Annotated in this window: 12 protein-coding genes and 3 tRNA genes; 6 read left to right on the forward strand and 9 right to left on the reverse strand. The window is 61.1% G+C overall.

What is annotated here, in order from left to right; translation table 11 throughout:
* Positions 1-87 precede the first annotated feature (87 nt).
* The 5 genes from KU43P_RS06420 to KU43P_RS06440 form a co-directional block, all read right to left on the reverse strand.
* Positions 88-1,380: a virulence factor family protein gene (locus KU43P_RS06420; protein WP_317661634.1), complete on the reverse strand. Its 1,293-nt coding sequence runs from the start codon at positions 1,378-1,380 to the stop codon at positions 88-90.
* The gene (gene mprF, locus KU43P_RS06425) at positions 1,380-4,022 is read right to left on the reverse strand and encodes a bifunctional lysylphosphatidylglycerol flippase/synthetase MprF (RefSeq protein WP_317661636.1); all 2,643 of its coding nucleotides are present in this window, start codon (positions 4,020-4,022) and stop codon (positions 1,380-1,382) included. The genes KU43P_RS06420 and mprF overlap by 1 nt, the downstream gene beginning before the upstream one ends.
* 257 nt (positions 4,023-4,279) lie before the next feature.
* Positions 4,280-4,356 (reverse strand) — tRNA-Met (locus tag KU43P_RS06430).
* A 134-nt stretch (positions 4,357-4,490) separates the two neighbouring features.
* A tRNA-Met gene (locus KU43P_RS06435) sits at positions 4,491-4,567 on the reverse strand.
* Between the two features lie 137 nt (positions 4,568-4,704).
* Positions 4,705-4,781: transfer RNA gene (locus KU43P_RS06440), tRNA-Met, on the reverse strand.
* A gap of 210 nt (positions 4,782-4,991) precedes the next feature.
* Here KU43P_RS06440 and dinB point away from each other — a divergent pair.
* On the forward strand, positions 4,992-6,050 hold the full coding sequence (gene dinB, locus KU43P_RS06445; RefSeq protein WP_317663751.1) for a DNA polymerase IV: 1,059 nt from the start codon (positions 4,992-4,994) through the stop codon (positions 6,048-6,050).
* Positions 6,051-6,080: 30 nt separating this feature from the next.
* Here the strand turns inward: dinB and KU43P_RS06450 are convergent, their stop codons facing one another.
* From KU43P_RS06450 to KU43P_RS06460, 3 genes are all read right to left on the reverse strand, one after another.
* On the reverse strand, positions 6,081-7,034 hold the full coding sequence (locus KU43P_RS06450) for a hypothetical protein (protein WP_317661638.1): 954 nt from the start codon (positions 7,032-7,034) through the stop codon (positions 6,081-6,083).
* Between the two features lie 20 nt (positions 7,035-7,054).
* Positions 7,055-8,770, reverse strand: coding sequence for a proline--tRNA ligase (locus tag KU43P_RS06455; protein WP_317661640.1), 1,716 nt, complete (start codon positions 8,768-8,770; stop codon positions 7,055-7,057).
* A 160-nt stretch (positions 8,771-8,930) separates the two neighbouring features.
* Positions 8,931-10,214 (reverse strand): OprD family porin, encoded by a 1,284-nt coding sequence (locus tag KU43P_RS06460; RefSeq protein WP_317661641.1) that lies wholly within the window; start codon positions 10,212-10,214, stop codon positions 8,931-8,933.
* Positions 10,215-10,942: 728 nt separating this feature from the next.
* On the opposite strand from KU43P_RS06460, the gene KU43P_RS06465 reads away from it, so the two are divergent.
* A complete protein-coding gene (locus KU43P_RS06465) occupies positions 10,943-11,362 on the forward strand; it encodes an HIT family protein (protein WP_317661643.1) in 420 nt (139 codons plus the stop codon).
* A 1-nt stretch (position 11,363) separates the two neighbouring features.
* Positions 11,364-11,570 carry a SlyX family protein gene (locus tag KU43P_RS06470; RefSeq protein ID WP_317661645.1) on the forward strand — a complete coding sequence of 69 codons (207 nt, stop codon included), beginning with the start codon at positions 11,364-11,366 and terminating at the stop codon, positions 11,568-11,570.
* A gap of 38 nt (positions 11,571-11,608) precedes the next feature.
* Here KU43P_RS06470 and KU43P_RS06475 read toward each other — a convergent pair whose 3' ends face one another.
* Positions 11,609-12,202, reverse strand: coding sequence for a cold-shock protein (locus KU43P_RS06475; protein ID WP_317661647.1), 594 nt, complete (start codon positions 12,200-12,202; stop codon positions 11,609-11,611).
* 277 nt (positions 12,203-12,479) lie between these two features.
* Here KU43P_RS06475 and KU43P_RS06480 point away from each other — a divergent pair, with 277 nt between their 5' ends.
* The 3 genes from KU43P_RS06480 to KU43P_RS06490 all read left to right on the forward strand — a co-directional run bounded on the left by KU43P_RS06480 (position 12,480) and on the right by KU43P_RS06490 (position 13,775).
* On the forward strand, positions 12,480-12,953 hold the full coding sequence (locus tag KU43P_RS06480) for a Dps family protein (protein WP_023381917.1): 474 nt from the start codon (positions 12,480-12,482) through the stop codon (positions 12,951-12,953).
* Between the two features lie 178 nt (positions 12,954-13,131).
* Positions 13,132-13,461, forward strand: coding sequence for a ribbon-helix-helix domain-containing protein (locus KU43P_RS06485; protein WP_317661651.1), 330 nt, complete (start codon positions 13,132-13,134; stop codon positions 13,459-13,461).
* A gap of 92 nt (positions 13,462-13,553) precedes the next feature.
* On the forward strand, positions 13,554-13,775 hold the full coding sequence (locus KU43P_RS06490) for an FmdB family zinc ribbon protein (RefSeq protein ID WP_176511589.1): 222 nt from the start codon (positions 13,554-13,556) through the stop codon (positions 13,773-13,775).
* The last annotated feature ends 61 nt before the right edge of the window (positions 13,776-13,836 follow it).

Raw genomic sequence — 13,836 nt, forward strand, 5'->3', positions numbered from 1 at the left:
AGCCCCATCGCTGGCAAGCCAGCTCCCACACTGTACCTGTGGAGCTGGCTTGCCAGCGATGGGGCGCGCAGCGCCCCCTGATTCACTTCAATTCTTGTCAGCGACGCTCGATTTTCCCTGGCGCGTCTCGATTTCATCGATCAAGCGCTTGGCCAGCTGCGGGTAGTTCTCGTCGAAGTGATGCCCACCCGGCAGTTTCATGCGCTCGCCCACGGCTGTCTTGTCGGTGCAACCGCTCTCGTCGGTCTCTTCCACACCGTACACGCACACCACTTTGGACGCTGGCAGCTTGGCCATTTCCGGCCCGGTCGGCGCTTCCTGGCCTTCCTTGCCCAGCCAACCTTCCACCTCGATTTCGAAGCTGCCGCTGCGGGCAAAGGCGAGCAGCATCACCGCGTCGATGCGCTGCTGGTCTTCGGCGGGCAGGCGGTTGTAGATCGCCGGCAACACGTCCGCACCGAACGAGTAGCCGGTCAGCACGAACCGTTTTGTACCCCACTTCTGACGGTAGTGCTGCATCAGTTCGGAGAGGTCGGCGGCACTCTGTTCGGGCGTCTTGTGCTGCCAGTAGTAGCGCAGGGTGTCGATACCCACCACCGGATAACCGAGCTTGGCCATCTCGCCGGCCACGTCGCGGTCCAGGTCACGCCATCCACCGTCGCCGGACAGGAACAGGGTGACGGTGTCTGTGGTCTGTCCGGCCGGCACTTCAACCACCGGGATGGCCAGGGCATTACCGTCATGGCCCACCAGCGCTTGGGTCAGCTGCGCCTTGAGCACCTGTGGCAGGTGGATGTCGTAGTCGCTGATGCTGGTTTCGGCATTGGCCTGATCGCGCACGAAGGCGGCGCTGGCGTCATCCGGATTGTCGTTCCAGGCAACGTTCCAGTGACCGTGTGCAGCTGATTTCGGCAGCGCGACAGTGCAGCCGGGCTGTTCGACGTTGAAGTCCACCGATATGGCCTTGGCCTTGTCGTCGGTTTGCGCAGCCAGCCAGCGCCAGGCCTGGGCTGCGCCTGGGCCGATACCGGCGACCAGGGTTGGTTTGTCGGACAACTGGGTCAAGGCCTGATCCATGGCCTGTTGCTGCTTGCTGCAATCGCCAGGCGGCAGGATCACCTGCACCAGCTGGGCTTCACCGGCCTGGCTCAGGTCCAGCAGTTGCTTGTCGGTAAGCACCTGGTCCTGGGGAACACCGATGGCGACCCGGGCCTTGGCATGCACGCCGGGGGTGACGCGGGTGATGCTGGTGTCATTCAGGGTGAGTTGCTCCAGGCGTGCTTCCGGAGCCGGGCGGGTCCACAACCAGAACGCCGCACCACCGGCAAGGGCAGCCAGCAACAGGGGTATCAGTACATACAGCCAATAGCGTCGGATCATCAGCGTTTCACCAATCCAGTCAAGCCGCCAGCAATCAGGGCGGCGGTGTCGGCCAGTGCAACCAGCGGGTCGAGCCCAGCTGGCACGGCCATGTAACGAGGTTCCCAGTCCGGCTGAAACTTGTCCTTGAAGCGCCGCAGGCCCTGGAAGTTGTAGAGTTGTTCGCCGCGGCGGAACACCATTGAGCCAAGGCGCTGGGTCAAGGGTGCGCCACGTCGCGGTTGCAGCCCGGATAGCGGGACCATGCCCAGGCTGAAGCGGCCATAGTCATGGCTTTTGTAATGCAGGATCAGGCCAACCATCATGAACTCCATGGTCAGCTTCGGCGCCTCGGGATGCGCGCGCATCAGGTCGAGGCTGGCCAGTTCGTTGCCATGGGTTTCCAGCAGGTTGGCAAAGGCCACCGGGCGGCCCTGGAAGCGGATTAGGGCGATGCGAAAATGCTGCAGGTACTCGGGGCTGAAGCGCCCCAGCGAGAAGCCTTTCTCGCGCACGTTCTTGCCGCCGAGCCAGGCGTCGGAGATTTCCTTGAGCTCGGCCAGCGGTGCGTGGCCCGGTTCGTGGATTTCCAGGCTCAGGCCGTCGCGGCCGCCTCGGTTCCACGTGTAGCGAAGGTCCTTCATCTCCTTGCCCTTGGCTTCGATGTCGAAGCGGCGCAGGTCGACCCGGGCCTCCTCGCCCAGCTTGAGTGCGGTCAGGCCGATGTCCATGTAGAACGGCAGATTCTCCGCCCGTACCTGATAGAACACCGGACGGGCATGGTGCAAATCGCACAAGTCGCGGAACTGCCAGATCATCTCGGCGCGTTCCTGGGCCGGGCCGATCGGGTCGTATAGCGCCACCAGGCTGCGGCCACGGCGGGCATACATGAGGAAGGCGTTGTCACTGGGGTGGAACAGCAGAGCCTTGTCGCCGGTCAGCGCCAGACCGCCGTCGGGTTGGTCGGAAGCCAGCAGAATCCGGTTGGCGCGCTGCAACTCATCCGCGTCGGGCAGGTGGATGGTCGGACGCGCTGTACGCAACAGCCAGGTCAGGGAGACGATTACCAGCAGTACGGCGCTGCCCATGGCCGCTCGCAGGCCGCGCGGGGCATCGGCATCCAGGGTGAACTGCCACCACAGCTGATGGCTGTAGGGCACATCCTGGTAGGCAAATAGCAGCAGCCATACCGAAGCGCCGACCACGCAGGCGCTGGCCACGAGGTAGATGGGTGAGAAGGGCAGTTCCAGCAGGCGGCTCGGGCGATAGAACGAGCGGCGGAACAGCGCCAGCAGCGCGGCGGTGGACGTCAGCAGCGTAGCCTCCTCCCAGTCGAAGCCCTTGAGCAGGGACAGCACGGCGCCCATCAGCAACAGCACGGTGGTCAGCAGCCAGGCGGCAGACAGGCGCCGGCGCAAGCCTTGGGCCAATAGCAGGCAAAGCACGCCGATCAGGCTGGCGCCGAAGTGCGAGGCATCGATCAGGCGGTGCGGTACCAGGAACCCCATATGTTCCAGGCGGGTATCGATTTCCGGGGTGGCGCCGGAGAACAACAGGACCACGCCAGACAAGAACACCAGAATGGCCAGGATTGGCGCCGCCAGACCGGACGCGGCCTTGATTGCCTGCTGGGCGAACAGCAGGCGGCGCGCTTCGTTGGCCAGCAGCAGCACGCACGCTACCAGTAATGGCAATACCACGTAGATCAAGCGGTACAGCAGCAGGGCAGCTGCCAGTGGCGCGGCGCCGAGCTGGTCGGCGAACGCCGCCAGCAGAATCGCTTCGAACACCCCGACACCGCCCGGGACATGGCTGAGCACGCCGGCTGCCAGGGCCAGCAGGTAGACCAGTACGAAAGCACCGAATGGCGGCGCTTCCGGCAGCAGCAGGTAGAGCACGGTAGCGGCGGCCGCGACGTCCAGGGCGGTGATCAGCAGTTGCAGTGCCGCCAGGCGGGCCCCAGGCAGGCGCAGGGTGCGTCGGCCAAGTTGAACCAGCAGGCTGTCTGCCAGGGGCTGCTCTGCCAGGCGGCGTCGGTACAGCCCGATGGCCAGGACGGCGGTCAACGCCAGTACCGCGATGGCAATCCCGGCCAGCACGCTCGATGGCAGGCGCAGGGCGGCCGAGGCTGCCGGCAGGTTGCTCAAGGTGGCGAGCGCGGCCAAGGGGGGCAGTGCACAGCCCAGGGAAAGGCTGGCAAACACCGTCATACGCGCCACTTCGGCGGCCCCCAGGCCTTGGCGGGCATACAGGCGATAGCGCACAGAGCCACCCGACAACATTGACAGGCCAATGGCATTGCCGATGGCGAATGCGCTGAAGCCGCCGAGCAGGAGGGTACGCGCAGGCAGTTTCACGGCAGCATAGCGGCTTGCCGACCATTCGTATCCCAGCAGAATCACGAAGCCGATGACTGTTGCAAGCAGTGCGCCGAGCAGCGATTGGGTCGGCACGCTGAGCATGGCATCGTGCAGTGCATAGATGTCCAGCTCGCTCAGCAGGTGGCGACAGGCAATCAATGCCAAGGAGAACAGCAACAGGGTAATGCCGAGGCCGATCGGTTGACGGTAGCGGCTCAAGCGTTCGAGCCAGGGCAGGCGTTGCGCGGCTGTGGGCAATGCGGCGGCAAGTGGAACCTGGGGTTCGGGATTATGGGAGGTCATGGATTACCCCGTGCATACAGCGCGAGGTGCGGGAAAGGTGCGGCCAAGTGGAAGTCCCTTTGGAAAACGTATCCAGATATTACTCCGGCCAACGTTACTTTCAGTCGTCCGGCACGGTTAAAGATAGTTCATCCTGAAGGAGATATCTCAAACCTGCGGGTTCCCGGGCGGCAAAGGGGAGGGGTGAGGTTTTTAGTCGATGAAATGCAACAAACCCCGCGCTGCTGTTACACAGGCGGGGTTTGTTCTGACGAATATGGTTGCGGGAGCCGGATTTGAACCGACGACCTTCGGGTTATGAGCCCGACGAGCTACCAGGCTGCTCCATCCCGCGTCAGAGGGGCGCATTCTACAGCTTCATACCTTGGGGTCAAGCATTATCGCTAATTCCCACGCTTTTAATTCATTTCCACTTTTTATGGCGCAAAGAAAAAGGCCACTGCGTAAACAGTGGCCTTTTCTCGAATATGGTTGCGGGAGCCGGATTTGAACCGACGACCTTCGGGTTATGAGCCCGACGAGCTACCAGGCTGCTCCATCCCGCGCCTGTGGGATCGAATTCTACAGTTTCACAGCCAGCCGTCAAGCGTTACTTGTTGATTTACTTGAAATTAACGTCGCTGCCATTATTTTCGGGCAAAAGAAAAAGGCCACTGTATGAACAGTGGCCTTTTCTCGAATCTGGTTGCGGGAGCCGGATTTGAACCGACGACCTTCGGGTTATGAGCCCGACGAGCTACCAGGCTGCTCCATCCCGCGCCTGTGAGATCGAATTCTACGGATTTACTTCCCTATGTCAAGTATTTACTTCAGAAAAACCTTTTTCGTTCAAACCCTTAGCGTTTGCTAGGAGGCTGCAGCGCAGGCGCGGCGGGGCTTTCAGGCCGATTATCGAGGCGGGCTGTAAGGCATGGGGGTGCATGCGCTACTATCTGTATGAATTTACAGTACTGACGGTCGTCCATGTCTTTGCGCAAGATCATCCATATCGACTGCGATTGCTTCTACGCCGCCATCGAGATGCGTGATGACCCGCGCCTGGCTGGTCGGCCCATGGCGGTGGGCGGCTCCCCTGACCATCGAGGGGTGATCGCCACTTGCAACTATGAGGCTCGCGCCTACGGTGTGCGTTCGGCCATGTCTTCGCGCCACGCTCTCAAGCTCTGTCCCGATCTGCTGATCGTCAAGCCGCGCTTTGAGGCCTACCGCGAAGCCTCGCGTGAGATTCACACGATTTTCCGTGACTACACCGATCTGATCGAGCCCTTGTCCCTGGACGAGGCCTATCTGGATGTCAGTGACAGCCAGTGGTTCGCCGGAAGCGCCACGCGCATAGCTGAAGACATTCGCCGGCGTGTTGCCCGTACCTTGCACATCACCGTGTCGGCCGGGGTGGCGCCCAACAAGTTCCTGGCCAAGGTCGCCAGCGACTGGCGCAAGCCCAATGGGCTGTTCGTTATAACGCCCGACCAGGTGGAGGCCTTTGTCGCTGCCCTGCCGGTCGCCCGGCTGCATGGAGTGGGCAAGGTCACGGCAGACAAGCTCGCTCGCCTGGGTATCGATACCTGCCAGGACCTGCGCGAATGGTCCCGCCTGACCCTGGTGCGCGAGTTCGGCAGTTTTGGCGAGCGGCTATGGGGGCTGGCGCGAGGCATCGATGAGCGGGCGGTGCACAACGACAGCCGCCGGCAGTCGGTGAGTGTGGAGAACACCTACGATACTGATCTGCCAGACCTGGCCAGTTGCCTGGAGCGTCTGCCGGAGCTGCTTGAAAGCCTGAACGAGCGGATTGGGCGAATGGACAACAGCTACCGGCCTGAAAAACCCTTCGTCAAAGTGAAGTTCCACGACTTCAGCCAAACCACCCTGGAGCAGGCGGGAGCAGGGCGAGATCTGGAAAGCTATCGGCAATTGCTGCGCCAAGCCTTCGCCCGCGGCGGCAAGCCGGTGCGATTGTTGGGCGTCGGTGTGCGGTTACGGGATTTGCGCGGTGCGCATGAGCAGCTGGAGTTGTTCACGGATAAATGAAAAGGGCTGCTAAAAGCAGCCCTTGTTCAATCATTGCACGCCTGGATCGGCCACCAGCCGCCCCGTGGCTTTGGTCAGAGCCTGCAGAAACTCCTGCTGCAGCTCCGGATCGTTGCGAGTCAGCTCGACCAGGCTCTGCTCCATCTCGCTGGCTTCCTCTTCCAAGCCCAGTTCCGACAGGCGCTTGACCCGATGCACCCACTGACCGACATCGTCATCTTCGAGGTCGTCGAAGATCAGTTCGTGGGCTTCTTGCAGCTTGTTGCGCAAGGTGGCGCTGACCAGCAGGCTGGCGTCGCCGCGCACCGCGTTGTCCTCGTCGACCACCTGCATGTGCAGGGTGCCGACGTGGTTGAGGTGCTGCTCGGAGAACGGGCTGTCCAGGAGGTTCAGGCGCAGTACGCCGTTCCTGTCGGTGGTCAGCTCGTGGGTCAGCTTGCCAGCCTTCACTTCGACGAGGCGCTCGCTCCAGGGCAGGCTGGTGGATTCTTCGCGCTTGTCCTTCTGCACTTCGCTGATCCCGGCCAGGTTCTGCTGAGCGCGTCCGTTGGACTGCACGTTCATGAACGGGTTGATCCCGGCCACGCCATAGCTGAGCCAGTCGTGGGTCATGCTGTCGGGCAGGTTGCCCAGCGCAAAGACGTTGACCACGTTGGCGCCGACCCCGGCCACAACGGCGACCGCACCCAGCGGAATCTCGTAGATCTCCCGCCAGGGTTGGTAAGGCGTATAGCGGTCGTAGCGCCGAGTCACTTCGAACTCGGTGACTTCGAAGCGCTTCTGTTCATGAATGCGCACGCGCCGTTGCGGAAGCTCCATCACCTTGGGCTCGCCGACATCGATCTGCAGGGTGTGCTCGAGCAGTTTGCGCTCGACGCGCTCCTCATGCTCGCTGCGCTGGGACATCTGGTTGGCGCAGCCGCTGACGAGCAGGGTGCCGCACAGTGCGGCACCCCCCAGGGTAAAGGTACTTCGCTTGGACATGATCACTCGTGCATTGATTATCAGCGGCGAACGCGGGCCTGCAGGAAGCTCAGCACTTCATTGAGCGGCAGCGGTTGGGCGTCCTGCTCGGTGCGGTGCTTGTATTCCAGGTTGCCATCGGCCAGGCCACGGTCGCTGACGACGATACGGTGTGGAATGCCGATCAGCTCCATGTCGGCAAATTTGATGCCCGGGCTGGTCTTCTTGTCGCGGTCGTCCAGCAGCACTTCGAAGCCGGCGGCGGTCAGTTCGGCATACAGCTTGTCGGTCGCCTCGCGCACCACCTCGGTTTCGTAACGCAGCGGTACCAGAGCGATCTGGAACGGGGCCAGGGCGTCGTTCCAGATGATGCCCTTGTCGTCGTAGCTCTGCTCGATGGCCGCGGCAACCACACGGGACACGCCAATGCCGTAGCAGCCCATGGCCAGGGTCACCGGCTTGCCGTTCTCGCCCAGTACCTGGCACTTGAGAGCCTCGCTGTACTTGGTGCCGAGCTGGAAGATGTGGCCCACTTCGATGCCGCGCTTGATCACCAGGGTGCCTTGGCCGTCCGGGCTCGGGTCACCTTCGACTACGTTGCGCAGGTCGGCGACCTGAGGTACTGGCAGGTCACGCTCCCAGTTGACGCCGAAGTAGTGCTTGTCGTCGATGTTGGCGCCGATGCCGAAGTCGCTCATCAGGGCGACGGAGCGATCGATCACGCATTCAAGCGGCAGGTTCAGCGGGCCGAGGGAACCGGCGCCGGCACCGATGGCATCGCGCAGTTCGGCATCGGTAGCCATGACCAACGGGTCGGCAACCTGTTCCAGCTTGGTGGCCTTGATTTCGTTCAGCTCGTGGTCACCACGGACCACCAATGCCACCAGCTTGCCTTCTTCGGCGCCGCGCACGATCAGGGTCTTGACGGTTTTTTCGATCGGCAGGCCGAAGTTTTCGACCAGCTGGGCGATGGTCTTGGCATCCGGAGTGTCGACCAGGCGCAGCTCCTCGGTCGGGGCTGGGCGCACGGTTTCGCGCGGGATGGCTTCGGCCTTCTCGATGTTGGCGGCGTAGTCGGAGCTGTCGCTGAAAATCACGTCGTCTTCGCCGGACTCGGCCAGTACGTGGAATTCATGGGAATAGCTGCCACCGATGGAGCCGGTGTCGGCCTGCACTGGGCGGAAGTCCAGGCCCAGGCGGGTGAAGACGTTGGAGTATGCCTGGTGCATGCGGTCGTAGGTTTCCTGGAGGGAAGCCTGGTCGGCATGGAAGGAGTAGGCATCCTTCATGATGAACTCGCGGCCGCGCATCAGGCCGAAGCGCGGGCGGATCTCGTCACGGAATTTGGTCTGGATCTGGTACATGTTGAGCGGCAGCTGTTTATAGCTGGACAGCTCGTTGCGGGCCAGATCAGTGATGACTTCCTCGTGGGTGGGGCCCACGCAGAAGTCACGGTTGTGGCGGTCTTTCAGGCGCAGCAGCTCGGGGCCGTACTGCTCCCAGCGGCCGGACTCCTGCCACAGCTCGGCAGGCTGGATGCTCGGCATCAGCACCTCTAGGGCGCCGGCGGCGTTCATTTCTTCGCGCACCACGGCTTCGACCTTGCGCATGACTCGCAGGCCCATCGGCAGCCAGGTGTACAGGCCGGAGGCCAGTTTGCGGATCATGCCGGCACGCAGCATGAGCTGATGGCTGATGACCACTGCGTCGGCAGGGGTTTCTTTCTGGGTGGCGAGCAGATATTGACTGGTGCGCATGGTTAGCCGTGTCGATTGCCTAAGACATTGAAATGACCCCGCATTGTACGGGGGCGAAACGAAGGCGTACAGAATGCCCCAGGTGGGGGCAGTTGTCAGCCAAGAAAAAGCCCGGCGGGTTCGCCGGGCTTTTTCAGGTGCGGGGCACTATAAGCCAGGCTTACAGAATGCTCAGCGGGTACTCCACGATCAGGCGCAGTTCGTCCAGCGATGGGGAGCCGTAGTAGACGCCATCGGAAGAACGGTAGGTGGCCTGACGTACGCGGAAGCTCAGGTCCTTGGCCGGGCCTTCTTGCAGCACGTACTTGATATCGATGTCGCGTTCCCATTCCTTGCCGTTGCTGGTGCCGGCGACGTTGGCATCGGTACCGCGCACGTAGCGAGTCATGAAGGTCAGGCCGGGTACGCCGAACTCGGCGAAGTTCAGGTCGTAGCGCGCCTGCCAGGATTTTTCGTCTTCGGCGTTGAAGTCGGAACGGGCGACCGAGTTGCCGAGGAAGATGGTGCCGCCACCGTCTACGCCGTAGCCGTAGTCGCCGTCACCGTGAACGCGCTGGTGCACGACGGTGAAGGTGTGGGCGCCGATGTTCCAGGCAGCCGACAGGCTGAAGGCGGTGTTGTCGAGCTTGTCGCCATCGAACGCTTTGTAAAGGGCGCTGCCTTCGCTCTTGGTGTCATAGATGTTGAAGTCGAACACCAGGCCTTGCTTGTCGGAGATCGGCAGTGCCCAGTTGATGTTGCCGTAGTACTTGCGCCAGTAGTCTTCGACCTTGGAGTAGTACAGGCTGGTGCTGAGGTTGTCGGTGAAGGCGTAGGTACCGCCGACAACGTCCGCTTGGGTCAGGTGCAGGCTGTCACGGTCAGTTTCAGCCTGGGCTTTCATGGCGGTGAAGTGACCTGCGTGCAGGGTCAGGCCTTCGATCTCGTTGCTGGTGATCAGGCCGCCTTCGGCAACTTCCGGCAGCAGTCGGCTGTCGTCGGTGGCGAAGACGGGCAGGGCGGTGAACTGGCTACCGTATTTCAGTACGGTGTTGGAGAAGCGCAGTTTTACTGCAGCGCCGCCCGAGGAGTAATCGTCTTGCGAACGGTCGTCTTCGCCCGTTGGGAACAGGCCGGTACCGGCGCGACCTTTGCCGCTGTCCAGTTTCAGGCCGAGCATGCCGATGGCATCGACGCCGACGCCGATGGCGCCCTGGGTGAAGCCCGATTCGAAGGTGCCGAGGAAGCCGAGGCCGGTTTCTTCTACGCGGCTCTGACGAGCACCGGTAACCGGATCGCGCTCGTTGTTACGGAAGTCGCGGCTGAAGTACAGCATGCGAGTCTTGACGTTCAGCTGGCTGTCTTCGATGAAACCCTTGGACTCGTCTTGGGCGGAGGCCAGGGCCAATTGCGAGGTCCCTGCCGAAACGGCCAGGGCGATCATGCTCCACTTCATCACGCGCATCGTGACTTGCTCCTTTGGTTTTTAGGAAGAGTACCGCTGCGCCCAAGTCTTTTAGTTATATGGGGCAGCTCTTTCTTGTTATGTCGGCGGAAATGTATAGCACGCTGACTGTTGTTGGCGATATGGGCATATAAAACCTTTCGGGAACTTTATGGCCATGTCGCTCATAGGTATTTCCGTGTCGCAAATCACGCTCCGGGTTTTCCGGGCGTACAACCCCAGCGCTGCTCCTGTCACCGTATGCAAACCGTAAGTATCGGTTGCGGTTGAAGAAACTCCCTGGTCAGTCCAATGCCGCTGTTGTTATTTGTCGCGTCCACCGCTTCATGCAGGTGTCGTGCCGACTTGGCGTGAAAGGAATGCAACAAGCGTGCTCAAAATTAACAACGCTTGATGAAATTTTCACAAACGCACGGGCGTCAGGTACCAAAGTGCCGAAAACACGGGGTCAGGGTTGTCTGATGGTGTGCCAAAACAAATGTGACAGGAAAAAGAAAATCCTGCCATAAAAGTCAATGTGTTACCGGCTACTGTTGATGTTGAGTAGATGGGCTGGGTAAAAGCGTAGTGGTGTGTACCGACAAAGCCTCATTTTGGTGCGAAAAGTAGCGCTGTGTTACCGGGTTTGTGCAGGGGGTCACGGTTTGCTGAACTGAAAGCGTGCAGCAAGGTATCCTTGCGGCCATGTTCCCGTAGTCGCGGGCTGTTTCGCTTGATGGAGGTTTGCCGTGTTTATGATGGATTCACGTTTGCAGCAGGATTCCCTGGTCCTGGGCGATTTTCCGCTGTGCCGACTGCTGCTGAGCAAGGATGCCAACTACCCCTGGTTCATACTGGTGCCCAAGCGTGCAGGCGTGAGTGAGCTGTTCGACTTGAGTCAGGAAGATCAAGCGCAGTTGTGGAAAGAAACCACTTACCTGGCCGAGGCACTGAAGCGCGAGTTCGCCGCCGACAAGATGAACGTTGCCACCTTGGGCAATGTGGTCAGCCAGATGCACATGCACGTGATCGTTCGTCATCAGCATGACGCCGCATGGCCGGCGCCGGTGTGGGGCAAGGTGCCTGCCGTTGCGTACGAACCGCAGCAGGTCGAGTCGATTCGCGTGCGACTGCGCGCGTTGCTCAATGACGATTATCAGGAGGCCTGACATGTCGCTGGAATCGCGCATCATCGAGCTGGAAACCCGCCAGGCCTTCCAGGATGACACCCTCCAGGCGCTGAATGACGTGGTGGCCGAGCAGGGGCAGGTGATCGAGCGTCTGCAATTGCAGATGGCCGAGTTGATCAAGCGATACGAGGAGATGGTCGGCCAGTACGGCAGTGAGGGGGAGGAGGCGCCGCCGCCGCATTACTGAGAAGCGCAGCCCTGGGGTTGCCCCAGGGCTGGCAGGCGTCAGCGGCGATTGACCGCGACCACGTCTTCGGCCTGAAGGCCTTTGTCACGGTGCATTACCGAAAACTCCACGCGCTGGCCCTCGACCAGGATGCGATGGCCTTCGCCGCGAATGGCGCGGAAGTGGACGAAGATATCGTCACCCGAATCGCGCGAGATGAAGCCGAAGCCCTTGGAGGTATTGAACCATTTCACGGTGCCGGTATCCCGTTTGCCAGCTTCTTGCAGGGCGCCTGGGGTTGCACGTGCCTTCCTGCCGCTGCGGGCAAAACCGACTGCCAGGTGCAGAGCAACTGCCAGGGCGGCACACACCAGGGCGGCCAGGTTGCCCATTTCCGGGCGGGCGAGCAGGGTCAGTGTCTGCAGCACCACGGCCACTACCAGCAGGGCGCAGGCCAAGTGTTGCAGTTGCTGGCGTGCTCCGCGGTAATACAGGGGCACGACCGGCGCCAGCAGCAGGTTGAGCAGGCCGAGCAGGGCCAGGTAGACCGCGTCGGGTTGCTGCAGGAAGGGTGTCGCATCGGTTTTCAGGCTGGGTATGAGCGAGAGCAGCAAAGCCGCAACGCCCGTCACCAGGTGGACGATCTTGAACATGGGTTGGCTCGCAATTGATAAGGCCGATCACAGGAAGAGCTGGCGGCACGGTGCGCATGAGGTGTAGAGCGCGAAAACGCGGTACGCCAGCCTATGCACCCGGCAATAACAGTCCGCACGGGTGGCACGGTGCCTATTTAACAGCAAAGGCGGGCCCTTCTCAAACCGAGGGGGCCGGTGGTGATGACTTGCCCTGTGTCATGGGCGGGTTGGGCAAAGTGTTGATACAGTGTGTCAGGCCTGCTTGATCATCAAGCCAAATGGAAAGGGGAACTTCATGGCAATTGATATCGGTATCAGTGAAGAAGATCGCAAATCCATCGTCGAAGGGCTTTCCCGCCTGTTGTCGGATACCTACGTGCTGTATCTGAAAACCCACAACTTCCACTGGAATGTCACAGGTCCGTCTTTCCGCACCCTGCACTTGATGTTCGAGGAGCAGTACAACGAACTGGCGCTGGCGGTCGACTCGATCGCCGAACGCATTCGCGCGCTGGGCTTCCCGGCGCCTGGGTCCTATGCCTTTTATGCGCGTCACTCCTCCATCAAAGAAGAAGAAGGCGTGCCGGCGGCCGACGAGATGATCCGCCAGCTTGTGCAGGGCCAGGAAGCCGTGGTCCGCACTGCGCGCAGCATCTTTCCGGTGGTGGACAAAGTCAGTGATGAGCCTACCGCCGACCTGCTAACCCAGCGCATGCAGGTGCATGAGAAAACTGCCTGGATGCTGCGAGTGCTGCTCGACGGTAAATAGTTGAATAGTCTTGTAGGCTCCATCCGAAAGCCTGGCCGAAATTTATTCGGCCGGGCTTTTTCGTTTGTGCGGGAAAGCTTTGCCGCTGCTTTGAATTCGCCTGTACGCGCTTGATTTGACCCCAGGTACCTGCATTTGAGGTGCAGGGGTAGTTGGTGGTAATCAGTGGGTGGGGCGCATGATTCAAGCGACTAAGCGGCGAGTTGGGCAGGGGTGCTGGCCAGGCAAGCAGTGCATCGATCCGTTCAAGACCGATTTCGACATGTTGCAGGTTCAACCGGTGTCGCGCTCGGTTCGGCTCAACGGTTTTTCCACCTGCTTGCGCCTGGAAGCGGTCTACTGGGGAATTCTCGAACGCATCGCCGAGGCCAATCAGTGTTCGGTCAGTGCCGTGTTGTCGTACGTGGACCGTGAAGTGCACCTGCGCCAGGGCGGGGTACGCAACTTCAGTGGGCTGATCCGGGTGATCTGTGTCGCCTGGCTGCTGGACCCGCCAAGTGTACGCTGATCGCCGGGCGGGCTGCGCAGTGCCTGTTAACCATATATAATCTCGCTTTTTGCTGCCCTGGCAGCCCGCGTTGTGGTTGACGAGAGACGTCCATGCCCCTTTATGACTATCAATGTGCATCCTGCAATCACCAGATGGAGGTGCTGCAGAAGATCAGCGCCGCACCGCTGACCGATTGCCCGGCTTGCGAAGCGCCTGCATTGAAGAAGCTGTTGTCGGTCCCTGGCTTTCGCCTGAGCGGCAACGGCTGGTACGAAACAGACTTCAAGACCGGGGCAAAAAAGAATCTGGCAGGCGGCGACAAGGCCGACTGAGTTGAATTGCAGTAGCTGGGTCTTGCAGTATTAACCCTCTGGGCAAGGCCTCCACCGAATA

The organism is Pseudomonas sp. KU43P, from assembly GCF_033095865.1.
GTDB lineage: Bacteria > Pseudomonadota > Gammaproteobacteria > Pseudomonadales > Pseudomonadaceae > Aquipseudomonas.